Source organism: Ramlibacter sp. (assembly GCF_035655895.1).
Classification (GTDB): Bacteria; Pseudomonadota; Gammaproteobacteria; order Burkholderiales; family Burkholderiaceae_C; genus Ramlibacter.
In genome coordinates, this window is sequence record NZ_DASRTN010000006.1 from 302766 (window position 1) to 327930 (window position 25165).

The following is a 25165-nucleotide window of genomic DNA, read 5'->3' on the forward strand; positions in this document are numbered from 1 at the left end:
TGAGGCGGCATGGCCGGGGCAGGTGGACGCCCGGCCGGCCAGCTGACAGGCCCGGCGGACGCTGAGCGTTCCGCCGGAGAGCTTCGCAACCATGGCGGCCGACCGCCGCAGGAGACCTGGACATGAAGACGACTCGCTCTTGGCTCGTGGCCGCCAGCCTCATGGCTGCACTGCCGGCCCTTCACGCGCAGCTGCTGATCGGCCAGACCGCCGGTTTCACCGGAACCGTGGCGTCGGGGGTCAAGGAGACCACCGACGGGGCCAGGCTCTGGATCGACTCGATCAACGCCAAGGGCGGCGTGAACGGCCAGAAGATCGAGCTGGTCCAGATGGACGACAAGTTCGATCCCAAGCTGGCGGCCGAGAACGCCAAGACGCTCATCGAGGAGAAGAACGTGCTGGCACTGTTCCTGGTGCGCGGCACGCCGCACTCGGAGGCGATGTTCCCCATCCTCGAGGCGAACAACGTGGCCCTCGTCGCGCCGTCCACCGGCGCGATGTCGCTGCACCAGCCCGTCAAGCGCCACGTCTACAACGTGCGTGCCACCTACCAGCGCGAAGCCGAGAAGGCGGTCGACCACCTCGCCGCCGTCGGCATCGTGCGCATCGCGGTGCTGGTGGCCGACGACTCGTTCGGCACGGACGCGGTGCAGGGCGCCATCCGGGGCCTGGAGCGCCACAAGCTCAAGCCGGTCGTGCAGATCAAGCACGACCGCCTCAAGCCCGACTACACCAAGCTCATTCCCGAGCTGGTCAAGTCCGAAGCCCAGGCGGTGATCTGGATCGGTTCCGGCAGCGCCGTGGCCGACGGCGTCAAGGCGCTGCGTGCGGCCGGCTCCGCGGCGCAGGTGGTGACCCTGTCGAACAACGCGTCGAGCGGCTTCGTCAAGAGCCTGGGCGAGCACTCGCGCGGCGTCATCCTGACGCAGGTCTTCCCGTACGAGCGCTCGATCGGCTCGCCGATGGTCAAGGAGGCCATGGACGTCGCCAAGGCCAGGGGCGTCGACAGCCTGTCGCCCGCGATGCTGGAGGGCTATGCCGGCGCCAAGGTGCTGGTCGAGGCGCTGCGACGTGCCGGCAAGTCGCCCACCCGGGCCAGCCTGCTCGCCGCGCTGGACGGCATGAAGAAGTTCGACGTCGGGGGGCTGGAGGTGAGCTACTCGGAAAACGACCACACCGGCCTGGACTTCGTCGACCTGTCCATCATCGGCCCCGACGGCAAGTTCAAGCGCTGAGCGCGCACGTCGCGCCCTGCGGACCTGACGACGAGCGCCTGTGGGCGCTCGTCGTCCCTGGGGACCGACTCGCGTGGGGGTGCCTGCGCGCCGCGGACCACGCACCGTTGCGTCCGCAGGAGCCGGCGACGCTGGCGTGATTCAGGCCGCCGTGGTCACCCGGATCCCGCGGATCTGCCCCGCCTGCCGCTGCGGCGCCGGCCGCGGGTAGGTCGCCGGATCGAAGCGGTGGAGCCATTCCGCCTCCTGGGCCCGGGCAAGCGCGACGTTGGCCAGCTTGACGTGGCCGAAGCCGCGCATCGCCAGCGGCAGTCGCGCGATCTCGGTCGCCGCCGCCAGCCGCTCGGGCGTGAGCGCCGGCAGCAACGCGTCGATGCGCTCGCGGTACGCGCTGACCAGCGAGCGCTCCAGGCGGCGTTCGGCGGTGTGGCCGAACACGTCGAACACCGTGCCGCGCAGCCGGCGGCCGTGGGCCAGCACCTTCATCGCGGGCAGCATCCAGGCGCCCAGCCGGATCTTGCGCGGCCGCTGGCCTTCCTTGGCACGGGACAGCAGGGGCGGCGCCATGTAGAACTCCAGCCGCAGGTCGCCTTCGAACTGGTCCTGCAGCGCCCGGGTGAATTCGCCATCGGTGTACAAGCGCGCGACCTCGTACTCGTCCTTGATCGCCATGAGCTTGAGCAGCGATTGGGCGACCGCCCGGCTCAGGGGCAGGACGGGGTCGGCGCCGAGGGCGGTTTCGCGTTCGCGCACGCGTGCCACGACATCGGCGTAGCGCCGGGCGTAGGCGGCGTCCTGGTATGCGGTGAGGTGCGCGACGCCGCGCTGCACCAGCGCCTCGAGCGGCTCGAGGGGCTCGAGCGGCTTTGCGGCCGGTGTCGCCGCGGCCTGGGGCCCGTGCAGGAGGGCGGCCACAGCCTGCGGGTCGGCGGCGGCCAGGCGGCCCAGGGCTAGCGCGAGCTTGTTGTTCTCCACGCCGACGCCATTGAGCTCGATGGCACGCAGCAGCGCCTCCAGGCCGACGGGCACCAGGCCGCGCTGCCACGCGAAGCCCAGCGCCAGGATGTTGGAGACGATCGAGTCGCCGACGAATGCCTCGGCCAGTGCCTGCGCATCCAGCGTCTCGACCCGGTCGGCACCGGCGGCGAAACGCAGCTTCTCCAGCAGCTGCGGTGCCCGCAGGCTCGCATCGGGGTTGCGCAGGCTCTCGGCCACCGGGACCTCGTGCGTGTTGGCCAGGATGCGGGTGCGGCCGTGCCGCACCGTCGCCAGCGCCTCGGGGGAGGCGCCGACCACCAGGTCGCACGCCAGCACCGCGTCGGCCTGCTGCGTGTCGATGCGCACCTGGTTCAGGCGCGAGGGCACGTCGGCCAGCCGCACGAAGCTGAGCACCGAGCCGCCCTTCTGCGCGAACCCCATGAAGTCGAGCACGCTGGCGCTCTTGCCCTCCAGGTGGGCTGCCATGGTGACCAGGGCGCCGACGGTGACCACGCCGGTCCCGCCCACGCCGGTGACGAGCAGGTCGTACGGGCCGGCCCACGCATGCGGTGCGGGGCGGGGCAGGGCGTCGACCCGGGCCATGAGCCGGGCCAGCGGTGAATCGACGCTCCCGCCCCCGGCCGCGCCTTGCCCGCCCGCCCGGGCGCCGAGCGCGCCCACGCGCTTGCGCAGCCGTCCGCCGACCACCCCGACGAAGCTGGGGCAGAAGCCCTGCGCGCACGAGTAGTCCTTGTTGCAGCTGCTCTGGTCGATCTTGCGCTTGCGGCCCAGCGGCGTCTCCAGCGGCAGCACCGCGACGCAGTTGCTCTGCACGCTGCAGTCGCCGCAGCCCTCGCACACCCGGTCGTTGATGAACAGGCGGCGCGCCGGATCGACCAGCTCGCCCTTCTTGCGGCGCCGGCGCTTCTCGGCCGCGCAGGTCTGCTCGTAGATCAGCACCGTGACGCCGGGCGTCTCGCGCAGCCGGCGCTGCACGGCGTCCAGCTGCGAGCGGTCGTGGAACTGCGTGCCGGCCGGGAAGCGATGTTTCAGCGCGGCGTACTTGCCGATGTCGTCGGACAGCACCACCACCTGCCGGACGCCCTCGGCCTCGACCTGGCGGGCGATGCCGTCGACGGTGATGACGCCGTCGACCGGCTGACCGCCGGTCATCGCGACGGCGTCGTTGAACAGGATCTTGTAGGTCAGCGTGGCCCGCGCCGCGACCGCCTGGCGGATCGCGAGATACCCCGAGTGGTAGTAGGTGCCGTCGCCCAGGTTCTGGAAGACGTGCGGCACGCGGGTGAACATCGCATGCGAGACCCAGTCCACGCCCTCGCCGCCCATCTGGATCAGGCCTTCGGTGTCGCGGTCCATCCAGCTGGCCATGAAGTGGCAGCCGATGCCCGCCTGCGCGTGCGAACCCTCCGGCACGCGGGTGCTGGTGTTGTGCGGGCAGCCGGCGCAGAAGTAGGGCAGCCGCTTGACGCTGTCGCTCGCGTTGGACAGCAGCTCGGGCAGGGTGAAGTCGCGCACCAGGTGCCGGCGGTCCAGGTCGGGGAAGTGGCCGGCCAGCCAGCCCGCGACGGCTTCGATCAGGCGCGAGGGGCGCAGCTCGCCCAGGGCCGAGACCAGCGGGCGCCCGCCTGCATCGGTCTTGCCGACGATCACCGGCCGCTCGGGCGCGTTGTAGAACAGGGTGCGCAGCTGGTCCTCGACCACCGGCCCCTTCTCCTCGATGACCAGCACTTCCCGCAGCCCGCGCATGAACTCGCCCAGGCGGGTCGGCTCGACGGGGTAGGTCAGCCCGAGCTTGTAGACCCGCACCCCGTGCTGCGCCAGCGTGTCCGGCGCGATGTCGAGGCGGCGCAGCACCTCCAGGAAGTCATGGTGCGCCTTGCCCGCCGTGACGATGCCCACCGTGGCCCGCTCGCTCGTCACGACGTGCCGGTCGATGCTGTTGACGCGGGCGAACGCACGCACGGCGTCCAGCTTGGCGTGCAGCCGCTGCTCGATGGCCAGCGACGGCAGGTCGGGCCAGCGGTAGTGCAGCCCGCCCGGTGGCGGCACGTGGCCGGTGAGCTGCCGCACGGTGTCGGCATCCTGCCAGGCCGCCACCCGCGCGTTCACCAGGTCCAGGTCGACGGTCGAGGCGCTCTCCACCACCTCCGACAGGGCGGTGAAGCCGACCCAGTTGCCGGAAAAGCGCGACAGGGCCCAGCCGTACAGGCCGAACTCGAGGTACTCGGCCACGCTCGCCGGCGAGACGACCGGCGCATGCCAGGACTGGAAGGCCTGGTCGCTCTGGTGCGGCATGGACGACGACACGCAGCCGTGGTCGTCGCCCGCGACCATCAGCACCCCGCCGTGCGGCGAGGCCCCATAGGCATTGCCGTGCTTGAGCGCGTCCCCCGCGCGGTCGACGCCCGGGCCCTTGCCGTACCACATCGCGAACACGCCGTCGCAGGTGCGCTCGGGGTCGGACTCGACCCGCTGGGTGCCCAGCACCGCCGTGGCGCCCAGTTCCTCGTTGATCGCCGGCAGGAACCGCAGGCCCGCCTGGTCGAACCGGCGGCCGGCCTTCCACACGGCCTGGTCGAGCATGCCGAGCGGCGAGCCGCGGTAGCCGCTGAGGAAGCCCTGCGTCGCCAGCCCCGCGGCGGCATCGCGCCGGCGCTGCATCAGCATCAGGCGCACCAGCGCCTGGGTGCCCGTGAGGAAGATGGCGCCACGTTCCGCCCACAGGCTGTCGCCGAGCTGGTAGTCGGGTCGGACGAGCCCGGGTGCGGGCGCGCTGGCGGGTGTGGTGGTCTCCATGGCTTCCTTTCGAGGTGCGGACGGCGGGCGCTGCCCGGCACGGAAGGAAGAGGTTAGGTCCGCAGGGCCGAAAAGTGCTTCCTGTTTCCGCACCAGACGGCCGACGTGGAGAATGGTGTTCTCCCAAACACCTCTTGCCGAGAATGGATGATCTCGACCGCCATGATGTGCTGCTGCTGGCCGAACTGCAGCGCGACGCCCGCCAGACCGTGCAGCAGCTCGCCGCCGCCGCCGGCCTGTCCAGCACGCCCTGCTGGAAGCGGGTCAAGGAGATGGAGGCCAGCGGCATCATCCGCGGCTACACGGTGCTGGTCGACCGCGAACGCGTGGGGCTGTCGCTGTGCGTGCTGGCCGAGGTCAACCTCACCCGCCACAACGAGGACGACGTGCGCCGCTTCGAGCAGGCCGTGGCCGCCTGCCCCCCCATCGTCGGCTGCTATGCCACCACCGGCCAGGCCGACTACGTGATGAAGGTGCTGGTGCCCGACATCAAGCGCTACGAGAGCTTCCTGCACGAGACCGTGTTCAAGCTGCCGGGCGTGACGCACGTGCGCTCCAGCGTGGTGCTGCGGGAGGTCAAGGCCGAGAGCCGGCTGCCGCTGGACGTGCCCCGGCCGGCACCGGCCAAGCGGAGCCGGGCCCGGTGAGCAGGCGCCCGGCCGCCCGGTCCGGCAGGCGCCGCGCGACACGCCCGCGACTTCCAGCGGGCGCGCGACCGTGACGGTGCTCGTGCTCTCGCTGGTCGCGCTGCTGGCGGTCGCCTGGCAGCTCGCCGACCTGTTGCGCGGGCTGCCCCGCCTGCGCCAGCTGAGGCAGGTCGAGGCACTGCCGGCCGACCGGCTGCCGACGCTGTCGGTGGTCGTGAGTGCGCTCGACGAAGCCGGCACCATCGAGCCGGCGCTCGCGTCGCTGCTGGCGCTCGACTACCCGCGGCTGGAGGTGATCGCGATCGACGACCGCTCGACCGACGGCACCGGCGCCGTCCTCGAGCGCGTTGCGGCGCGCGATCCGCGGTTGCGCGTGTTGCGGGTGGAGGCCCTGCCATCGGGCTGGCTGGGCAAGACGCACGCGCTGCACCTGGGCGCGCAGCACGCGCGCGGGGAACTCCTGCTGTTCACCGATGCCGACGTGCTGTTCGAGCGCGCGGCGCTGCGCCGTGCCGCGAGCCACAGCCTGCGCGAGGGCATCGACCACCTGGTGGTGCTGGCCGAACTGCCGGTGCGAGGCCACCTGCTGGCGGCGCTGCTGCTGGACTTCCATGCCTTCTTCTTCGCCGCGCAGCCGCCCTGGAGGCTGGACACCTCCCGGCGTGTGTCGGTCGGCATGGGCGCGTTCAACCTGGTGCGGGCCGAAGCGTACCGGGCGATCGGCGGCCACGAGGCGCTGCGGCTCGACGTGCTGGACGACCTGATGCTCGGCAAGCGCCTGAAGCGCGCCGGCTTCCGGCAGGCCTTGCTGCTGGGGCGGGGCGCCGTGTCGGTCGAGTGGTACCCCGGCACCGGGGCCCTGGCCCGCGGGCTGGAGAAGAACAGCTTCGCCGCGGTCGGCTACAGCGTGCCCGCCCTGCTGGCCGCCACCGCGGCCGTGCTGCTGCTGCGCGTGTGGCCGGTGTGCGGCCTGCTGTTCGCCAGCGGTCCGGCGCGCTGGATCAACCTGGCTGGCGTGCTGCTCGGCCTGGCGATCCACCTGCGCGTGATCCGCCTGACGCCCTGGAGCCGCCGCGCCCTCTGGTGGTGGCCGCTGTCCCCGCTGGTGATGCTGGCCGTGCTGCTGCGGGGCGCGTGCCTGACGCTGTGGCGCCGGGGCGTGCTGTGGCGCGGAACGCTCTATCCGCTGGAGGAGCTCAGGCGATGGCACCGGCGCTGAGCGCCTGCGGCTTGCGGTCGCCCGGCCGGGCCAGCTGCTTGTGGAAGAAGGTGGTCGCGCACGGCGCCCCGTCCGGCATCAGCGCGTAGTTCGGCACGACGCCGACGCGCTGCCAGCCGGCCCGGGCATAGAGCCGCTCGGCGTCGCCGCCGGTGACCGTGTCCAGCACCAGCACGGTCCGACCTTCGCGGACGGCTTCCGCCTCCACCGCCGCCAGCAGCCGTTGCGCCACGCCACGGCGACGGGAACGTCGGTGCACCAGCATCTTGGCGACGTCCGCCCGGTGGGGCTGGTTGTCCGGCTGCGCGGTGACCAGCTGCACCGTGCCCGCCACACCCCGGGCATCCTCGGCCACCAGCAGCACGCGCTCGCCGCGCACCACCCCCTGCGCCACCTGGCGCCAGAAGGCCCGGGCCTTCTCCCGCGGCAGCGGCAGCATGAAGCTGACCGAGGCGCCGCCTTCGACGCAGTCGAGCAGCACCTCGCTCAGCCCATCGACCAGCCCATCGGCCTCCTGCGGCGCCACCCGGCGGATCCGGAAATCTTGGTCGTGCAGGTCCATCTCGATCCTTTCATGCGCGCGCCGGCGCGGTGACGAGGGCCACGAGGTAGCGCGCCTCGCGCCGGCCCGGGTTGTGGAAGACGATCGGCTGCTGCAGTCGCATGGCCAGGCAGTCGCCCGCCTGCAGGCGCCACAGCCGGTCCCCCACGGTGATCTCCATGCGGCCGTCCAGCAGCCACAGCTGTTGGTGGATGTCGGTGGGCCGCGGCCCGGTTTCCATCGCCACCCGCTGGCCGGCCGGAAACCGCACCTCGACCAGCTGGAGCGGCGACTCGACGGCCGGCGACAGGTGGCGACGGGTGTAGCTGGTGGCCGGGTCGCGCCAGACCGGCTGTTCGTCGTGGCCCGCCATCGGCGAGGGCGGCTCGGCGCCCTCGCCGGGCTGGAACAGGGACGCCAGCGGCACCCCGAGCGCGGCGGTGATCTTGTCGAGTACCACCGCGGTGGCGCTGCTCTCGCCGCGCTCGATGAGCGAGATGTTGGAGCGGCTCACGCCGCTGCGGTCGGCCAGCGCGTCCAGCGACAGCGCCTGCGCGGCGCGCAGTTCCCGAATCCGCTGGCCGATCCGTCCGTTGAGGTCCATTCCTCCAATATATTGGAAATAGCATCCAGTGCACAAGAGGAAGGCACGGTCCTGCTTGCAGACGGCATCGGGCCTGGTCTATTATCGACCGAGCGGTCGGAAATCCGACCGGGCAAGGAGACGCCATGTACACCCAGGCCATGGACACCATGGGCAAGGACGAAGGCCTGCGCGCCGTGCGGTCCGCCGACGACGTGGAACTGCAGCGCCGGTTCGACGCGCGCATCGACGCCGGCGAGTTCATCGAGGCCAAGGACTGGATGCCGGACCACTACCGCAAGACGCTGGTGCGGCAGATCAGCCAGCACGCGCACTCCGAGATCGTGGGCATGCTGCCGGAAGGCAACTGGATCTCGCGCGCGCCGACCCTCAAGCGCAAGGCGATCCTGCTGGCCAAGGTGCAGGACGAGGGCGGGCACGGCCTCTACCTCTATTGCGCCGCGGAGACGCTGGGCACCTCGCGCGACCAGATGCTGGACGCGCTGCACACCGGCAAGGCCAAGTACAGCTCGATCTTCAACTACCCGACGCTCACCTGGGCCGATGTCGGCGTGATCGGCTGGCTGGTCGATGGCGCGGCGATCATGAACCAGGTGCCGATCTGCCGCTGCTCCTACGGCCCGTACGCGCGCGCCATGATCCGCATCTGCCGCGAGGAGAGCTTCCACCAGCGCCAGGGCTACGAGTCGCTGCTGACCATGATGGAACAGGGCACGCAGGCGCAGAAGGACATGGTGCAGGACGCGGTCAACCGCTGGTGGTGGCCCTCGATCATGATGTTCGGCCCGCCCGACGACCAGTCGCCGAACTCCGCGCAGTCGATGCGCTGGGGGATCAAGCGGGTGTCGAACGACGAGCTGCGCCAGCGCTTCATCGACGCTACCGTCGAGCAGGCCAGGGTGCTGGGCGTCACGTTGCCCGACCCCGAGCTGAAGTGGAACGAGGAGCGCCAGCACCACGACTTCGGCCGCATCGACTGGGACGAGTTCTGGAACGTGGTCAATGGCCACGGTCCCTGCAACAAGGAGCGGCTCGCCGCCCGGGTCAAGGCATGGGACGAGGGCGCCTGGGTGCGCGAGGCGGCGCTGGCCTACGCCGCCAGGCAGACGGACGAACTGAAGGAGGCGGCATGACCGATGCCAGCGACAGCCGCAAGACCGCGCCGGGGGCGGGCAGCGTCCCGGACGCAGCGCGCCCGGCAGGAGCCCAGACGGACGCCGCTGCGCGCGGCGAATGGCCGCTGTGGGAAGTCTTCGTGCGCAGCAAGTCCGGCCTGGACCACAAGCATTGCGGCAGCCTGCACGCCGTCGACGCGAAGATGGCGGTGCAGATGGCCCGCGACGTCTACACGCGCCGCCAGGAAGGCACCAGCGTGTGGGTGGTGCGCTCCGACCACATCGTGGCCAGCGACCCCAGTGACAAGGCGATGTACTTCGACCCGATGGAAGACAAGGTCTACCGGCACCCCACCTTCTACAAGCTGCCCGGCGCCGTGGACCACATGTAGCCATGGACCATTCCGAAGCGTTCACTGCCATTGCCTGCGGCGGCCGCCATCGTCGGTCGGCCTCGATGCCGTCCAACCGCGAGGGCCACTGACATGCAGCCATCGATCTCCGTCCGGGATGATCCGTCCGTCCAGTACCTGCTGCGCATCGGCGACACGGCCCTGATCCACGCGCAGCGGCTGGCCGAGTGGACCGGCCACGCGCCCGTGCTGGAGGAGGACATCGCGCTGGCGAACATGGCCCTCGACCTGGTCGGCCAGGCCCGCGCGCTGCTCACGCATGCCGGCGTGCTGGAGGGCGCGGGCCACGACGAGGACCGGCTGGCCTTCCTGCGCGACGAGCGCGACTACCGCAACGTCACCCTGGTCGAGCTGCCGCGCGGCGACTTCGCGGTGACGGTGCTGCGCAACGCGATGGTGGCGACCTTCCTGCGGCTGCTGTGGAAGCAGCTGCGGCATTCGTCGGACGCGGAGCTCGCGGCCATCGCCGGCAAGGCGGTGAAGGAAGCGCGCTACCACCAGCAGCACGCGGCCGACTGGGTCGTGCGGCTGGGGCAGGGAACCGACGAGTCGTTGCGCCGGCTGCGGGCGGCGCTCGACCAGCTTTGGCGCTACTCGGCCGAGTTGTTCGCGGACGACGCGGTCGACGAGCACGCGTCCGCCACCGGCCTCGGGCCGCGCTGGGGCGACCTGAGCGAGGCGTGGGATGCGGAGATGGCTGCGCTGCTGGGCGAGGCCGGGCTGGAGGTGCCCAGGGGCACGCCGTTCCTGTCCACCGGAAAGCGTGGCGTGCACAGCGAGCACATGGGGTTCCTGCTGGCCGAGATGCAGCACCTGCAGCGCAGTTTCCCGGGCGGCGTGTGGTGAACGTGGCCGCCGACCGCATCCGCCGCGCCTGGGACGTGCTCGGCACCGTGCTCGATCCCGAGGTGCCGGCCTTGTCGGTGTGCGACCTGGGGATCGTGCGCGAGGTGATCGACCACGGCGCCGAGCTGGAGGTGGTGCTCACGCCGACCTATTCCGGGTGCCCCGCCACCGAGGCGATCGAGCAGGGCGTGCTCGGCGCCCTGCAGGCCGAAGGCCTGGGGCCGGCCCGGGCCACGCTGCGCCGGGCCCCGGCCTGGACCACCGACTGGATCAGCGAGGACGGGCGGCGCAAGCTGCGCGAGTACGGCATCGCGCCGCCGGGCCCCACCCTGCCCGACGCCGGCGTGCCGATCCGCCTGCTGCGCCGCGCCCCGGCGATCGCCTGCCCGCGCTGCGGCAGCGCCCGCACCGAGCGCCTCTCGGCCTTCGGCTCCACCGCCTGCAAGGCGCTGTACCGCTGCGTGAGCTGCCGCGAACCGTTCGAACACTTCAAGCCGATCTGATGTCCACTCCGCTGTTCCACCCGCTGCGCGTGCGCTCGATCCAGCCCGACACGCCCGAGGCCGTCGTCGTCTCCTTCGAGGTGCCCGAGGACCTGCGGCCGGTCTTCGGCTTCACGCAGGGGCAGTACCTCACGCTGCGCAAGGAGATCGGCGGCCAGGACCTGCGCCGCTCCTACTCCATCTGCGCCGGGGTGGACGACGGCGAGCTGCGCGTCGGGGTGCGCAAGGTGCGCGGCGGCGTCTTCTCCAACTGGATCAACGAGCACCTGCGGCCCGGCGACACGGTGAGCGTGATGCCGCCGCAGGGCCGCTTCTTCGTGCCGATCGAGCCGAGGGCGCGCCGGCACCACCTGGGCATCGCGGGCGGCAGCGGCATCACCCCCATCCTGTCGATCATGAAGACCGTGCTGGCGCGCGAGCCGGCCAGCCGCTTCACCCTGGTCTACGGCAACCGCAGCCTCGGCTCCACCATGTTCAAGGAGGAGATCGAGGACCTGAAGGACCGCTACATGACGCGGCTGGTGCTGCACCACGTGTTCTCCGACGAGCCGACCGAGGCGCCGCTCAACATGGGCGTGATGAACCGCGACAAGATCGGCGAGTTCCTGCGCACGCTGGTGCCCGCGGCGTCGATCGACCATGCCTACGTGTGCGGGCCCTTCCAGATGAACGACGAGGCCGAGGCGGCGCTGCTCGCCGCCGGCATGCCCGAGGACCGCGTGCACATCGAGCGCTTCGGGGTGCCGCAGCAGGCCGCCGGCAGCGTCGGCGCCGTGATGCACGAGCCGCAGCCGGGCGACGCCGCGCAGGCCCGCGTGGTGATCGTGCGCGACGGCCTGCGACGCGAGATCACCTTCACGCGCAACCAGCCCAGCATCCTCGACTGCGCTTCCGCCGCCGGGCTGGAGGTGCCGTTCTCCTGCACCTCGGGCGTGTGCGGCACCTGCCGGGCCAAGGTGGTGGAAGGCGAGGTGCGGATGGAGCGCAACTTCGCCCTCGACCGCAACGAGGTTGCCGCCGGCTTCGTGCTCACCTGCCAGTCGCACCCGGTGACCGATCGCGTGGTGCTGTCCTTCGACGAGCGCTAGCGATGGGGACGTGTGACCGGCTCGCGGCCCCGTGCTTGCGCGCCACCCCGGTGGCGGCGCAACCGCGGGCTTGCCGCCGCTGAGATGGGCCGCGGACGCCACGCCGGCTACGACGACCAGCGCGAGCTGATCCTCGCCCGGGCCGCCCACCTGTTCGCCCAGCGCGGCTACGCCACCACCTCCATGAGCGAGGTGGCCGAGGCCTGCGGCCTGTCCAAGGCGACGCTGTACCACTACTACCGGGACAAGGACGCGCTGCTGTTCTCGATCGCCGACACGCACATCGAGCGCCTGGAGCGGCTGGTGGACCAGGCGCAGGCCGAGGGACACGACGCCGAGGGCCGGATGCGCTCGCTGATCCGGCGGCTGCTGCAGGAGTACGCCGATGCGCAGGATGCCCACCGCGTGCTGACCGGGGAGGTGCGCTTCCTGCCGGCGGCGGACCGGCAGCGCATCCTCGACCGCGAACGCCGCGTGGTGGCGGGCTTCGCCGAGGTGGTGGCGGCGCTGCGGCCCGACCTGCAGGCCGCCGCCCTGGCCAAGCCGCTGACCATGCTGCTGTTCGGCATGGTCAACTGGATGTTCACGTGGCTGCGCCCCGACGGCACGCTGGACCACGAGGGCATGGCGCCGCTGGTGGGCGACCTGTTCCTCGGCGGGCTGGGCGCGGTCCGCATCCCGCCGCAGGCCGCCCCGGCGCAACCCTCGACACCCCACCAGGAGACGACCCCATGAGCACGCCCATCCTCCAGAGCTACGTCGGCGGCCGCTGGACCGGCCGCGCGCCGGCGCAGGTGCTGCGCAGCGCCGTCAACGGCAGGCCGGTGGCCAGCACGCACGCCGACCCGCTGGACTTCGCCGAGGTGGTCGCGCACGCCCGCCGCGTCGGGGTGCCGGCGCTCCTCGCACTCGACTTCCAGGAGCGCGCCGCGCGGCTGAAGGCGCTGGCCCGCTACCTGGTGGAGCACAAGGAGCGGCTCTACGCGGTGTCCGCCCACACCGGCGCCACGCGCACCGACAGCTGGATCGACATCGAGGGCGGCAGCGCCACGTTGTCCGCCTACGCGGGCGTCGGCACCAACGAACTGCCCTCGGGCAACCTGCTGCACGAAGGCCCGGCCATTGCGCTCGGCCGGAAGGGCAGCTTCGCGGGGACCCATGTCCTGGTGCCGCGCGGCGGCCTGGCGGTGCACATCAACGCCTTCAACTTCCCGGTGTGGGGCTTGCTGGAGAAGTTCGCGCCGAGCTTCCTGGCCGGCATGCCGTGCATCGGCAAGCCGGCGACCGCGACCAGCTATCTCACCGAGGCGGCGGTCCGCCTGGTGCTCGAGAGCGGGCTGCTGCCCGAGGGCAGCCTGCAGCTGGTGATCGGCAGCACGGGCGACCTGCTCGACCGGCTGGACGGCGCCGACGTGGTGACCTTCACCGGTTCGGCCGACACCGCCGCGAGGCTGCGCGTGCATCCCAACCTGGTGCGGCATGCGGTGCCGTTCAACGCCGAGGCCGATTCGCTGAACTGCGCGGTGCTCGCGCCCGACGTGTCGCCCGACGACGAGGAGTTCGACCTGTTCGCCAAGGAGGTGGCGCGCGAGATGACGGTCAAGGCCGGCCAGAAGTGCACCGCGATCCGCCGCGCCATCGTGCCGCGCCGGCACGTGCAGGCGATGGCCGAGCGGATCCGCGCCCGCCTGGCGAAGGTCGTGGTCGGCGACCCGGCGCTGGAGGAGGTGCGGATGGGCGCGCTGGCATCGCTGGAGCAGCGCAGCGACGTCGCGGCGCGGGTGGCCGCGCTGCTGCGGGGCGCCGAGCTGCTGCACGGCGAGCGCGACGGCTTCGCGCCGCGTGGCGAGGGGGTGGCCGAGGGCGCGTTCTTCGCGCCCACGCTGCTGCTGGCCCGGGATCCGTTGGGTGACGACGCGGTGCACGACATCGAGGCGTTCGGCCCGGTCAGCACGCTGATGGCCTATGACGACCTGGACGAGGCGATCGCCCTGGCGGCGCGCGGCAAGGGCAGCCTGGTGGGCACGCTGGTGACCCGCGATGCGCGCATCGCCGCGCGTTTCGTGCCGGCGGCGGCCGCGACGCACGGTCGCATCCTGGTGCTGGACCGCGAGGCGGCGGCCGAGTCGACCGGCCACGGCTCGCCACTGCCGCTGCTCAAGCACGGCGGACCGGGACGCGCCGGCGGCGGCGAGGAACTGGGCGGCCTGCGCGCCGTCAAGCACTTCCTGCAGCGGGCCGCGGTGCAGGGCTCTCCGACGATGCTGGCCGCGGTGACCGGCGAGCACGTGCGGGGCGCGCAGGTGCGCGAGAGCGAGGTGCATCCGTTCCGCCGCCACTTCGAGGACCTGCAGGTCGGCGATTCGCTGCTCACGCACCGGCGCACGGTGACCGAGGCCGACATCGTCGCGTTCGGCGGCCTGTCGGGCGACTACTTCTACATGCACTTCGACGAGGTCGCCGCGAAGGACAGCCCGTTCGGCCGGCGCATCGCGCACGGCTACTTCGTGCTGTCGGCGGCTGCCGGGCTGTTCGTGTCCCCCGCGCCGGGCCCGGTGCTCGCCAACTACGGCCTGGACACGCTGCGCTTCGTCAAGCCGGTGGGGATCGGCGACACCATCCGGGCGCGGCTGACCGCCAAGCGCAAGATCGACCGCCGCCGCCAGGATGCGAACGGCGTCGGGCAGGGCGTGGTGGCATGGGACGTCGAAGTGACCAACCAGCACGGGGAGCTGGTGGCCAGCTACGACATCCTCACGCTGGTGGCCAAGCGCGGCTGAAGCCGCTCACTTCGGGCGCTCGCCCGAGTCGCGGGTGTTGCCGTAGCTGTTGCTGGTCTCCGCTTCCTTGTCCTTGATCTCGCCGCCACCGCTCTCCTGGCCGGTGTCCGCCGCGGGTGCGCCCTCGGGTTGCAGCGGCTCGGGTTGGCCTTCGCGGCCGGCGTTCCTGGGTTCAGCCATGGGGTGCTCTCCTTGCGTGGTGCATCGACTCTAGGAAGGCGGACGGCACGCAGCTGTAGGCCCGTGCCGCCTGCGGCTGCCGCCGCTTCGGGTGCCGCCACGTCGGACCGGCCCGCGATCGCCTGCCTCCATGGCGCGTTGCGCGCGTGTGAACTGGATCACCGCGGTCATGACCCGAAAGAGCCATCCGGCCCCTGCCTCAGCAATGGCGTCTTATCCTGACTCTGCCTTTTGCCCCGGATCCGCCTGCGCGGCCGTGTCGGCAGGGCTTCCGGAGCCGTCTTGCAGCCGATCGCCTTCACGCCCAGCCTTCCCGCCCCCGACCCCCGGCGGGCCCGATCCGTCCGGACACAGGCGCAGCCGCGTGGCGTGCTGCTGACCATGGGCGACGGCCTCGGCACCCTGGCGGCCGCACGCGAGCTGGGCCGGCTGGGCATTCCGGTCGTGCTGGCGGACCGGCGCTCGCGGACCGTGACGGCCCGCTCCTGCTATGTCGCGCGCCGCGTGCCCTGCCCCGGACTGGACCGCCCGGGCGACTGGCTGCAGTGGCTGCTCGACTTCGGCCGGCGCGAGCCCGGCCACGTGCTGCTGGCCACCAGCGACGATGTCTGCTGGATGCTGGACACCCACCGCCATGCGCTCGAGCGCTGGTTCCACCTGTACCAGCCGGCCCAGGGCCGCGCCTGGTCGCTGCTGGACAAGCGCTCGCTGCACCGGCTGTGCGCCCAGCAGGGCATCGACCAGCCGCTGCAGTGGACGGCGGCCCAGGCGCAGGCCGTGGCCGACCTGCCGTACCCGCTGGTCGTCAAGGCCCGCACCCAGGCGGGCGTGCGCCGCAAGGTCGAAGGCACGGTGGTGCGCGACGCCGCTTCGCTGCAGGCGGCCCTGGCCGCGTGGCCCGGGCGGGCGACCTGGCGCCCCGAGATGCTGCTGCACGAGCCGGACGTCGACCAGCCGCTGGTGCAGGCGTACCACGACGAGCCGGGCCAGCAGGTCTACACCCTGGCCGGCTTCTATGCCCCGGAGGCCGACACCTTCCTGCTGCGCGCCGCGGCCAAGGTGCTGAACGATCCGGCCGGCACCGGCGTCGGGCTGTGCCTGGAGAGCCGCCCGGTCCAGCCGGCGCTCGCCCGCCAGCTGCGCGCGCTCATGGACAGCGCCGGCTACCGCGGTGCGTTCGAGGTCGAGTACATCCACCTGCCGGCCAGCGGACGCTACCTGCTGCTGGACTTCAGCCCGCGGCTGTACGGCCGGATGGCCTTCGAGATCTCGCGGGGGCTGCCGGTTCCGCAGCTGTGCCAGCTGGCCGCGTGCGGCCAGTGGGACGAGGTGCGCCAGCTCGCGCTGCAATCCCGGCTGGCCGCGGCCGGCTCCGACGGATCGGGCGAGGGCTGGATCCGGCGCCTGTCCGCCACCACCCAGCTGCTCGGCGGGCGCCTGGGCCTGGGGCCCTGGCGCTTCTGGGGCCACCGCGCACCTGGCGCGACGGCCGACGCCGTGGTCCCCGGGCACGTGGCCGCGTCCGGCGGCACCGACCGGCAGGACGCGCCGGTGCCGCCGCAGGCTGCACTGCGCCGGCTGTTCGCGCCCAACGCCCGCGGCTAGCGCAGCGCGGCCTGCATCGCCCGGACGCCGGCGTCCATCATCCCGTCGATGGCGCCTGCCAGCGCGTCGGGCAGCAGGTCGACCGTCCAGGTGACGCGGCAGCCACCGGCGGCATCGGCGACCTCGACCGCCGCGTTGTAGTGCGTGGCGCGTCCGCCCTGCGCCGTGTACACCAGGCGCCGCGCGGCGTCGTCGCAGGTGACGCGCCGCTCGCGCACCTGCAGGCCGTTGGCGAAGGTGAGCAGGCGCACCGCGCCGTCCTCCTCCAGCGTGCAGGCGGTGACGAAGCCCGGCACCAGCCGCGTGTGCAGCGCGCCGAAGTCGCGCACGGCGTCCCATGCCCGGGCGGCGGGCAGGCCGGTGTCGAAGGTCTTGCGGATCGTGGCCATCAGGGTCTCCTGGCGGGGCGGCGCGTGGCCGCGGGGGGCGGCGTCGCCTGCGCGGCGGCGCCTTCGGCTTGCAGCCAGGCCATGAAGGCCTGGGCATCGGGATTGCGGGCCGCCTGCGGCGCCAGCGTGAGGAAGTAGGCCCGCTGCGAGGCGGCCGGCGTGCGGAACGGCGCGACCAGCCGGCGCTCGCGCACCAGGTCGGCCAGCAGTGGCAGGCGGCCGATCACCACGCCCTGGCCGGCGACCGCGGCGGCCACCGCTTCGCCGTACTGCGTGAAGCGCATCGTGTGGGCCATCCGCACGTCGTCCAGCCGCATCAGCTGCAGCCAGGGCTGCCAGTCGACCGTGGACGGGGCGTCCTGCATGTCGACGGTCAGCAAGGTGTGGCGATCGAGGTCGGCCGGCGTGCGCAGCGGACGGCTGGCGTCGCGCAGCAGCGAGGGCGCGCACATCGGCTGCACCACCTCCTCGAACAGCTGCGGACCGCGGCCTTCGCCGATCGGCACGAACCGCACCGCGAGGTCCACGTTGCCGCGGTCGAGGTCCACGATGGCGAGAGTGGCCGAGATGCGCACGTCGACCTCGGGATGGCTGGCGGTGAACCGCGCGAGGCGCGGGATCAGCCAGAACGAGGCGAAGCCGGGCGTGCAGGTGATCGCCACCTGGCGCGTGGCCGACGTCGTGCGCACCCGGGATGCCGCGTCGCGCAGCCGCTCCAGGCTGTCGTCCACCGCCCGCTGCATGATCCGGCCCGCGTCGGTGAGCGCCAGCGAGCGATGGCGCCGCTCGAACAGCGCGCTGCCCAGCGAGTCTTCCAGCTGCTGGATCTGGCGGCTGACCGCCGGCTGCGAAAGGGCCAGTTCGGCACCAGCGCTGGTGAAGCTCAGGTGCCGGGCGGCGGCCTCGAAGGTGTGCAGCAGGTCCAGGCGCAGCTGGCGCGAGCGCGGCAGCGCAGCTTCGCCCGACGCCGAGCCCGTCGGCCTCTTCGCATTCACCTGCTGCATGCGAGCCATGCAAATCCACCATTGGAAGACAAGGAGGGGTGCTCAGTATAGTCATTCGCATCCTGCATCCGAGGTGCCCCATGACCATCGACCATCCCGGCCGTTTCGCGCTGCTGCAGCGCACCCTGGTGGAACTGCCGCGCGGCGGCGAGCTGGCGGTGGCCTGCGACGCCGGCTGTCTCTGGCTGACCATCGACCGCGACCTGCGCGACTTCGTGCTCGCCCCCGGCGACAGCCTGCCGCTGCCGGCCGGCTGCCGCGTGCTCGCCTACGCGTTCGACGACTCGATCCTGACACTGCGCGAACGCCAGCCGCAGCCGTGCGAGCCGCCGCGGCGCCGCTGGTTCGGGCGGCGGGAGGCCGCCCCCGCGGGCCTGCCGCAACCGGCCTAGCGCGGGGCGCAGCCGGCGGCGCTGCCCGGGGCAGGGCGGCCACCTAGAATCCCGCGCTCATTGCAGCGAGGATCCTGAAGTGCCCACTCCCCACCGAATCGGACGCCGGTCCGTGCTGGGCCTGCTCGGTGGCGGGCTCGCGGCGCGGGGCGCGCCGGCGCGTGCCGGCCGCACGTCGACGGCCGAGGTGGTCGACGCCGCCTTCCGCCCGCTGGCAGCCGCCCACGACGTGCCCGGCATGGCCGTCGCGGTCACCGATCGCGGCCGCCGGTCGTTCTTCCACTACGGCGTCGCGTCGCGCGAGGACGGCGCACCGGTGACGCAGGAGACGCTGTTCGAGATCGGATCGCTCAGCAAGACCTTCACCGCCACGCTGGCCACGTACGCGCAGGCGCTCGGCCGGCTGTCGCTGGCCGACCCGCCGGGCCGCCACGTGCCCGCGCTGCGGGGCAGCGCCCTGGACCGGGCGACGCTGCTGCACCTCGGGACCTACACCGCCGGGGGGCTGCCGCTGCAGTTTCCGGACGACGTCGCCACGCCCGCCGCCGCGTCCGACTACTTCCGGCGCTTCCAGCCGGTGGCGGCGCCTGGCGCGCAGCGCCGCTACTCGAACCCCAGCATCGGCCTGCTGGGGCACGCGACGGCGCAGGCCCTGGGCGGCGAGTTCGTCGCGTTGTGCGAAGCCGGGCTCTACCGGCAGCTGGGCCTGCGCCAGACCTGGCTGCACGTCCCGGCGGCGCGCCTGCCGCACTACGCCTGGGGCCACGACCGGGCGGATCGCCCGATCCGCGTGAACCCGGGCGTGTTCGACGCCCAGGCCTACGGCGTGAAGTCGACGGCCGCCGACATGCTGCGCTTCGTGGAGGCGAACCTGGCGCCGCAAGGGTTGCCGCCGGCCTGGCGCCGGGCCGTGGAGGACACGCACGTGGGCCACTTCCAGGTCGGCGGGATGGTGCAGGGCCTGGGCTGGGAACAGCATCCGTGGCCCGTCGGCCTGGATCGGCTGCTGGCGGGCAACGCGAGCACGATGGCGCTGGAGCCGCAGCCAGCCCGGGCCCTGGCCCCGCCACGGGCGCCGGACGGCGGCACGCTGTTCAACAAGACCGGCTCGACCAACGGCTTCGGTGCCTACGCGGCCTTCGTGCCGCAGCGCCAGCTCGGGATCGTCCTGCTCGCGAACCGGAACATCCCCGTTCCCGCGCGCGTGTCGGCCGCGCATGCGGTGCTGCAGGCGATGGACGAGGCGCGCTAGGGCTGCCGCTCTCCGGACATCAAGGACCTGATTCCCCGCGTCCGCGGCGAGAAGAAGAGCTGCATCGCCTGCCGCAGGAGCGTGCCGGCCCGGGCGCCGCGGGCGGGCGGCACGGCGGCGTGTCCAGGGCCCGGGCCGGGCGCCCGTCAGGCCGCGCCCGGCATACCCTGCAGGAGCTTGTCCAGCGTGATCGGGTAGTCGCGCACCCGCACGCCGGTGGCGTTGTAGATGGCGTTGGCCACCGCCGCGCTCACGCCGCAGATGCCCAGTTCGCCGACACCCTTGGCCTTCATGGGCGACGACAGCGGGTCGACCTCGTCCAGGAAGATCACCTCCTGGTGCGGGATGTCCGCGTGCACCGGCACCTCGTAGCCCGCCAGGTCGTGGTTGACGAAGAAGCCCAGGCGCTTGTCCACCGACAGTTCCTCCATCAGCGCGCCGCCCACGCCCATCGTCATCGCGCCGATCACCTGGCTGCGCGCCGACTTGGGGTTCAGGATGCGTCCGGCCGCGCACACGGCCAGCATGCGCCGCACGCGGATCTCGGCGGTGAACATGTCCACGCCGACCTCGACGAAATGCGCACCGAAGGTCGACTGCTGGGTCTTCTTGGTCAGCTCGCCGAACTCGATCAGGTCCTCGCCGACCAGCTCGCCCTGGCCGGCCACCTGCGCCAGGGGCACGGCGCGTCCGCCCGAGCGCACCTGCCCGTCCGCGAAGCTGGCGGCGGCCGGATCGAATCCGGCCTTGGCGGCGACCGCCTCGCGCAGCTTCACGCAGGCGGCATACACCCCCGCGGTGGAACTCGCCGCGCCCCACTGGCCGCCCGACCCCGCCGAGACCGGGAAGTCCGAATCGCCCAGGCGCACGAAGACGCTGGCCAGCGGCACGCCCATCATCTCGGCGGCGGTCTGGGCGATGATGGTGTAGCTGCCGGTGCCGATGTCGGTCATGTCGGTCTCGACCGTGACGATGCCGCGCCGGTCCAGCCGCACCCGCGCCGCCGACTTGGTGACCGGCGCGCCGCGGTAGGCCGACGCCACGCCCATCCCCACCAGCCAGCGGCCGTCGCGCACCTGCGCGGGGCGGGGGTTCCGCTGGCGCCAGCCGAAGCGGTCGGCGCCCACGCGCAGGCACTGCACGAACTCGCGGCGGGAAAACGGCTGGCCGGCCGACTTGGCGTCGTTCTGCGACGCCTCGGACTTGCGCGACTGCGGATCGTCCTTGGACTGTTCGCCGCTGTGGTCCGGCACGACCTGGGTGTCGTTGCGGATGCGCAGCTCCACCGGGTCGAGCGCGAGCTTCTCGGCCAGTTCGTCCATCGCCGCTTCCAGCGCCATGTGCCCGGTGGCCTCGCCAGGCGCGCGCATCGCGTTGGCCTCGGGCAGGTCGAGCACGGCCAGCCGCGTCGCCGTCAGCCGGTTCGGGCCCGCATACAGCATGCGGGTCTGGTGGACCGCGCCGTCCGGCTTGCCGCCGGGTAGGTCGCCCGACCAGCTCTCGTGCGCAATCGCGCTGATCTTCCCGTCGGGCGTCGCGCCGATGCGCACGCGCTGGATGGTCGCCGGCCGGTGGGTCGTGTTGTTGGCGACCAGGGCGCGCTGCAGGGCAACCTTCACCGGGCGGCGGGCGGCCCGTGCGCCGAGCGCAGCCAGCACGGCGTCGGCGCGGACGAACAGCTTGGCGCCGAAGCCGCCGCCGACGAAGGGCGATACCAGCCGGACCTTGTCCTTGGGGATGCCCAGGGTGCGCGCCAGGTCGTCGCGTCCCCAGTCGACCATCTGGTTCGAAGTCCAGACCGTGAGGCTGTCGCCGCGCCACGCGGCGACCGTGGCATGCGGCTCCATCATCGCGTGCGACTGGTCCGGCGTCGTGTAGGTCGCATCGACCTGCACCGCGGCCGCCGCGAAGGCGCCGGCGAAATCGCCGACTGCCGTGTCGGCGGCACCGCCGGTGACGCCCTCGGGCTTGGTGGCGGCCTGCCTGGCCCTGGCCAGGTCGAACGTCCCCGGCGCGCGCTCGTAGTCGACGCGGACCAGCTGAGCCGCGGCGCGGGCCTGCTCGAAGCTGTCCGCCACCACGAGGGCCACGGCCTGATGGTAGTGGTCGACCTGCGGGCCGGCCAGCAGAGGCGCTGTGTTGTAGCGGCCCTTGCCCAGCTTGCCGGCCGATTGCGCCGTGACGATCGTGACCACACCCGGCGCGCGCAGGGCGCGCTCCAGGTCGATCGAGCGGATGCGTCCCTTGGCGATGGCCGCGCCGACGACGTAGCCACAGGCCTGGTGGGCGGCGACGTCGTGGCGCTCGTACGCATACGGCGCCGTCCCGGTGGTCTTGAGGACGCCGTCGATGCGGTCGACCGGCTGGCCCAGGACCTTGAGCTGGTCGGTCGGATTGCTGCCGGCGGGAGTGTCGAATTTCATGGGCTCAGCTCCTGCGCTCGGCCAGGGCGCCGGCGAGCGTGCGCTCGGCCAGCGCCAGCTTGAAGGCGTTGTGTTCGGTGGGATGGGCACCGGCCAGCAGCCGCTGCGCCACGGCGCGCGCGCCGCGCGGCAGCTCGGCGTCGGCCGCCTCCACCCGCCAGGGCTTGTGCGCCACGCCCCCGAGCGCGACCCGGCCGGTGCCGTCGCGCTGCAGGACCGTCGCGACCGACACCAGCGCAAAGGCGTACGACGCGCGGTCCCGCACCTTGCGGTACGCCTGCGTGCCGCCCAACGGCGCCGGCAGCGTCACCGAGGTGATCAGCTCGCCGGGTTGCAGGTTGGTGTCCAGCTGCGGCGTGTTGCCGGGCAGACGGTGGAAATCGGCGATCGGGATCACGCGCGTGGCGCCGTCGGCGCGGACGGTCTCCACGGTCGCATCGAGCGCGCGCAGGGCGACGGCCATGTCGCTCGGGTGGGTCGCGATGCACTGGTCGCTGCCGCCGACCACCGCATGCGTCCGGTTGGCGCCGCCCAGGGCCGAACAGCCGCTGCCCGGCACGCGCTTGTTGCACGGCATGTTGGTGTCGTAGAAGTAGGGGCAGCGGGTGCGCTGCAGCAGGTTGCCCGCCGTGGTGGCCATGTTGCGCAGCTGGCCCGAGGCGCCGGCCACCAGCGCGCGGGACAGCACGCCGTAGTCGCGGCGCACCCGGGCATCGGCGGCCAGGTCGCCGTTGCGCACCAGCGCGCCGATGCGCAACCCGCCCTGGGCGGTGGGCTCGATCCTGTCCAGCCCAATGCCGTTCACGTCCACCAGGTGAGGCGGGGTCTCGATCTGCAGCTTCATCAGGTCGAGCAGGTTGGTGCCGCCGGCCACGAACCGGGCGCCGGGCCGCGCCGCCACGGCCGCGGCAGCCTGGGCCGGGGTGCTGGCCCGCTCGTAGCTGAAGGGCTTCATGTCCTGGCTCCCGCGACCTCGGTGATCGCATCGACAATGTTCGAGTAGGCGCCGCAGCGGCAGAGGTTGCCGCTCATGCGCTCGCGCAGTTCGGCGGCGGTGAGCAGCGGCTGCGCAGTGATGTCCTGGCTGGCGTGGCTCGGCACGCCGCGCCGGATCTCGTCGAGCACGCCCACCGCCGAGCAGATCTGTCCCGGCGTGCAGTAGCCGCATTGGTAGCCGTCGTGCCGGATGAAGGCCGCCTGCATGGGATGCAGCGAAGTGGGCGTGCCCAGGCCCTCGATGGTCGTCACCCTGGCGCCGGCGTTCATCACCGCCAGGCTCAGGCAGGACACCACGCGCCGGCCGTTCACCAGCACGGTGCAGGCGCCGCACTGGCCCTGGTCGCAGCCCTTCTTCGTGCCGGTCAGGTGCAGGTGCTCGCGCAGCGCGTCCAGCAGGGTCGTGCGGGTGTCGACCTCGAGCGTGCGCGAGGTGCCATTGACGTCCAGCGTGACGCGGGAGACGACGGGCGTCTCGACCGGTGCCGGGTCTGCCGCGGTGGCTGGCACGGCCGTGGCGGCCGCCGACGAGGCGCCCGCGATCAGCAGGTCGCGGCGGGAGATCGGGAACAAGGAGCTGTCTTCCATGGGGAACGTCCGCGGGGTGAGGAGGCTGCGCGGCAACGCGCAGCGCCGGTGGAGGAGGGCGATCGCGAAGCATCCGGCCGGCCTGGGCACTTTGCTGTAGGCCGGTTCCTGGCTTTCGCGTGGGCTGTCGCGTTCCCCCGCCGGGCAGCGCCGCCGTGGCGCGGCGCGTCCGGTGATGCATGGCCCAGCGCGGCGAACCCCGTGGGGCCGCGGCGGCCGCCCCGCGGCCCGAGCGGCCGCTGCCCGGCCCGCGCGTCAGAAGCGCTGGAGCTCGTCGGGATCGATCGGCTTGGACGGGGTGGCGCAGCGCTGGGCGCGTGCCGCAGAATCGGCCGATGATCGAACTGCCCAAGGAAGTCCGCCAGCAGGCGGTCGCGTCCATCGAGCGCTACTTTCTCGAGAACATGGACGAGAAGATCGGCAACGTCGCCGCCGGTGGGTTCCTCGGCTTCGTCCTGGAGGAGATCGGGCCCGCGATCTACAACCAGGCGGTGCGCGACGTGCAGGAGCGGCTGCGGCTGCGCGTCGAGGAAGTCGACCTGGAGGTGCACGAGGACGAGTTCACCTACTGGAAGCGGTTCGACAAGAGCAGCAAGCGCCGCTAGCCTGCGAGGGGCTGGGCACGCGTGCCCCGGCGCAGATCGTCCGACGAGGTGTCCCATGGCCGAGAGCATCCATCCCTTCTACGCGTCGCACCGCGCTGCCATGGAGGCGGCGATGCGCCGAGCGCCTCGCGCTGGCCGCCAGTTCCTGTCGCCGGCGAACCAGGCCCTGGTGCGCGAGCAGGCGGCACGCAGTGCCACGGCCAGCCACCAGGAAGCGTTCCCGGGCGATTTCGCCGACGACTTCGTCGAGCCAGGGCCGGGGGACGACTTCGACTTCGGCATCGACGACCGGGCCTGCGGCTTCTGCAAGTTCGCGGCCCGCCACGGCGATGCCGACATCCTGCCGAACGTCTGCGGGCTGGACTTCGACGCCGATGCGACGCGTGGCATCCGCCTGGTCAGGACCCAGACGCTGGCGGGCGGCGCGAGTCACTGCGACTTCAGGTTCTCGCGACTGCGGCCCGATGAGGAAGAGGAAAAGGAAGAGAAGGAAGAGGAACAGGAGAACGCGCCTGCGACGGACCCCGCGGCACCCCTGGCGGAATGGATCCTCGAGCAGACCACCGACGCCCTGGTCTATGCGGACGCGCAGGGCACCATCGCGCGCTGGAACCCGGCCGCGGAGCGCCTGTTCGGCTTCACGGCGGCCGAGGCGCGAGGCCGCAGCCTGGACCTCATCATCCCGGAGCACCTGCGCGCGGCGCACTGGAGCGGCTTCCGCCGGGCCGTCAGCTCCGGCAGCGCCAGGCTCACCGGGCGCCCGGCGGTGACGCGCGCGCTGCACAAGAGCGGCGCCAGGCTCCATGTCGAGATGACCTTCGCCCTGGTCAAGGATGACGCGGGCACGGTGGTCGGATCGGTCGCGATCGCCCGCGACGTGACCGAGCGCGTGCAGAAGGAGCGGGGCGGCGCCGGCGCCCCCGGCAAGGGCTGATTCCGGGCCGC

The 25165-nt window shown here is 72.5% G+C and carries 24 protein-coding genes; 15 read left to right on the forward strand and 9 right to left on the reverse strand.

Annotation, left to right across the window (positions count from 1 at the left end; all coding sequences use genetic code 11):
• The first annotated feature begins 122 nt into the window (after positions 1 to 122).
• Entirely contained in the window at positions 123 to 1235 is a 1113-nt protein-coding gene (locus VFE82_RS04565; protein WP_324999058.1) for an ABC transporter substrate-binding protein, read from the forward strand.
• Between the two features lie 141 nt (positions 1236 to 1376).
• Here VFE82_RS04565 and VFE82_RS04570 read toward each other — a convergent pair whose 3' ends face one another.
• Positions 1377 to 5030, reverse strand: coding sequence for an indolepyruvate ferredoxin oxidoreductase family protein (locus tag VFE82_RS04570; protein WP_324999059.1), 3654 nt, complete (start codon positions 5028 to 5030; stop codon positions 1377 to 1379).
• Between the two features lie 143 nt (positions 5031 to 5173).
• Here VFE82_RS04570 and VFE82_RS04575 point away from each other — a divergent pair, with 143 nt between their 5' ends.
• Together VFE82_RS04575 and VFE82_RS04580 are read left to right on the forward strand one after the other, a co-directional pair.
• Entirely contained in the window at positions 5174 to 5677 is a 504-nt protein-coding gene (locus VFE82_RS04575) for an Lrp/AsnC family transcriptional regulator (RefSeq protein WP_324999060.1), read from the forward strand.
• A gap of 70 nt (positions 5678 to 5747) precedes the next feature.
• Positions 5748 to 6896 (forward strand): glycosyltransferase, encoded by a 1149-nt coding sequence (locus VFE82_RS04580; protein WP_324999061.1) that lies wholly within the window; start codon positions 5748 to 5750, stop codon positions 6894 to 6896.
• On the opposite strand, the gene VFE82_RS04585 is transcribed toward VFE82_RS04580, so the two are convergent.
• Together VFE82_RS04585 and VFE82_RS04590 are read right to left on the reverse strand one after the other, a co-directional pair.
• Positions 6874 to 7458, reverse strand: coding sequence for a GNAT family N-acetyltransferase (locus tag VFE82_RS04585; protein WP_324999062.1), 585 nt, complete (start codon positions 7456 to 7458; stop codon positions 6874 to 6876). The genes VFE82_RS04580 and VFE82_RS04585 overlap by 23 nt on opposite strands.
• 10 nt (positions 7459 to 7468) lie before the next feature.
• Positions 7469 to 8041 (reverse strand): XRE family transcriptional regulator, encoded by a 573-nt coding sequence (locus tag VFE82_RS04590; protein WP_324999063.1) that lies wholly within the window; start codon positions 8039 to 8041, stop codon positions 7469 to 7471.
• Between the two features lie 125 nt (positions 8042 to 8166).
• Here VFE82_RS04590 and paaA point away from each other — a divergent pair, with 125 nt between their 5' ends.
• The 7 genes from paaA (at position 8167) to paaZ (ending at position 14786) form a co-directional block, all read left to right on the forward strand.
• Positions 8167 to 9174, forward strand: coding sequence for a 1,2-phenylacetyl-CoA epoxidase subunit PaaA (paaA, locus tag VFE82_RS04595; RefSeq protein WP_324999064.1), 1008 nt, complete (start codon positions 8167 to 8169; stop codon positions 9172 to 9174).
• A gap of 107 nt (positions 9175 to 9281) precedes the next feature.
• Positions 9282 to 9548 carry a 1,2-phenylacetyl-CoA epoxidase subunit PaaB gene (gene paaB / locus VFE82_RS04600; RefSeq protein ID WP_324999907.1) on the forward strand — a complete coding sequence of 89 codons (267 nt, stop codon included), beginning with the start codon at positions 9282 to 9284 and terminating at the stop codon, positions 9546 to 9548.
• A 93-nt stretch (positions 9549 to 9641) separates the two neighbouring features.
• Positions 9642 to 10415: a 1,2-phenylacetyl-CoA epoxidase subunit PaaC gene (paaC, locus tag VFE82_RS04605; protein WP_324999065.1), complete on the forward strand. Its 774-nt coding sequence runs from the start codon at positions 9642 to 9644 to the stop codon at positions 10413 to 10415.
• Complete coding sequence (paaD, locus tag VFE82_RS04610) at positions 10412 to 10918, forward strand: 1,2-phenylacetyl-CoA epoxidase subunit PaaD (RefSeq protein ID WP_324999066.1); 507 nt, start codon at positions 10412 to 10414, stop codon at positions 10916 to 10918. Before paaC ends, paaD begins: the two co-directional genes overlap by 4 nt.
• Entirely contained in the window at positions 10918 to 12006 is a 1089-nt protein-coding gene (gene paaE, locus VFE82_RS04615; protein WP_324999067.1) for a 1,2-phenylacetyl-CoA epoxidase subunit PaaE, read from the forward strand. The genes paaD and paaE overlap by 1 nt, the downstream gene beginning before the upstream one ends.
• Before the next feature lie 84 nt (positions 12007 to 12090).
• Positions 12091 to 12741, forward strand: coding sequence for a TetR/AcrR family transcriptional regulator (locus VFE82_RS04620; protein WP_324999068.1), 651 nt, complete (start codon positions 12091 to 12093; stop codon positions 12739 to 12741).
• On the forward strand, positions 12738 to 14786 hold the full coding sequence (gene paaZ / locus VFE82_RS04625; RefSeq protein WP_324999069.1) for a phenylacetic acid degradation bifunctional protein PaaZ: 2049 nt from the start codon (positions 12738 to 12740) through the stop codon (positions 14784 to 14786). Before VFE82_RS04620 ends, paaZ begins: the two co-directional genes overlap by 4 nt.
• A gap of 6 nt (positions 14787 to 14792) precedes the next feature.
• Here paaZ and VFE82_RS04630 read toward each other — a convergent pair whose 3' ends face one another.
• Positions 14793 to 14966, reverse strand: a complete 174-nt coding sequence (locus tag VFE82_RS04630; protein ID WP_324999070.1) for a hypothetical protein — start codon at positions 14964 to 14966, stop codon at positions 14793 to 14795.
• 282 nt (positions 14967 to 15248) lie between these two features.
• Between VFE82_RS04630 and VFE82_RS04635 the strand changes: the two genes are divergently transcribed.
• Entirely contained in the window at positions 15249 to 16571 is a 1323-nt protein-coding gene (locus VFE82_RS04635) for a hypothetical protein (protein ID WP_324999071.1), read from the forward strand.
• Here the strand turns inward: VFE82_RS04635 and VFE82_RS04640 are convergent.
• Positions 16568 to 16960: an SRPBCC family protein gene (locus VFE82_RS04640; RefSeq protein ID WP_324999072.1), complete on the reverse strand. Its 393-nt coding sequence runs from the start codon at positions 16958 to 16960 to the stop codon at positions 16568 to 16570. The genes VFE82_RS04635 and VFE82_RS04640 overlap by 4 nt on opposite strands.
• Positions 16960 to 17973, reverse strand: a complete 1014-nt coding sequence (locus VFE82_RS04645; protein ID WP_324999073.1) for a LysR substrate-binding domain-containing protein — start codon at positions 17971 to 17973, stop codon at positions 16960 to 16962. Before VFE82_RS04645 ends, VFE82_RS04640 begins: the two co-directional genes overlap by 1 nt.
• A gap of 71 nt (positions 17974 to 18044) precedes the next feature.
• Here VFE82_RS04645 and VFE82_RS04650 point away from each other — a divergent pair, with 71 nt between their 5' ends.
• The gene (locus VFE82_RS04650) at positions 18045 to 18356 is read left to right on the forward strand and encodes a DUF2917 domain-containing protein (RefSeq protein ID WP_324999074.1); all 312 of its coding nucleotides are present in this window, start codon (positions 18045 to 18047) and stop codon (positions 18354 to 18356) included.
• A 97-nt stretch (positions 18357 to 18453) separates the two neighbouring features.
• Positions 18454 to 19608 (forward strand): class C beta-lactamase, encoded by a 1155-nt coding sequence (gene ampC / locus VFE82_RS04655; protein WP_414708744.1) that lies wholly within the window; start codon positions 18454 to 18456, stop codon positions 19606 to 19608.
• Between the two features lie 146 nt (positions 19609 to 19754).
• Here ampC and VFE82_RS04660 read toward each other — a convergent pair whose 3' ends face one another.
• From VFE82_RS04660 to paoA, 3 genes are read right to left on the reverse strand one after another with little or no spacing between them, the layout of a single operon-like run.
• On the reverse strand, positions 19755 to 22031 hold the full coding sequence (locus VFE82_RS04660) for a xanthine dehydrogenase family protein molybdopterin-binding subunit (protein WP_324999076.1): 2277 nt from the start codon (positions 22029 to 22031) through the stop codon (positions 19755 to 19757).
• A gap of 4 nt (positions 22032 to 22035) precedes the next feature.
• Positions 22036 to 22986: a xanthine dehydrogenase family protein subunit M gene (locus tag VFE82_RS04665; RefSeq protein ID WP_324999077.1), complete on the reverse strand. Its 951-nt coding sequence runs from the start codon at positions 22984 to 22986 to the stop codon at positions 22036 to 22038.
• Positions 22983 to 23615, reverse strand: a complete 633-nt coding sequence (gene paoA / locus VFE82_RS04670; protein ID WP_324999078.1) for an aldehyde dehydrogenase iron-sulfur subunit PaoA — start codon at positions 23613 to 23615, stop codon at positions 22983 to 22985. The genes VFE82_RS04665 and paoA overlap by 4 nt, the downstream gene beginning before the upstream one ends.
• Before the next feature lie 335 nt (positions 23616 to 23950).
• Between paoA and VFE82_RS04675 the strand changes: the two genes are divergently transcribed.
• Together VFE82_RS04675 and VFE82_RS04680 are read left to right on the forward strand one after the other, a co-directional pair.
• Positions 23951 to 24220, forward strand: a complete 270-nt coding sequence (locus VFE82_RS04675; protein ID WP_324999079.1) for a DUF2164 domain-containing protein — start codon at positions 23951 to 23953, stop codon at positions 24218 to 24220.
• 55 nt (positions 24221 to 24275) lie between these two features.
• Complete coding sequence (locus VFE82_RS04680) at positions 24276 to 25154, forward strand: PAS domain S-box protein (RefSeq protein WP_324999080.1); 879 nt, start codon at positions 24276 to 24278, stop codon at positions 25152 to 25154.
• Positions 25155 to 25165: the final 11 nt, after the last annotated feature.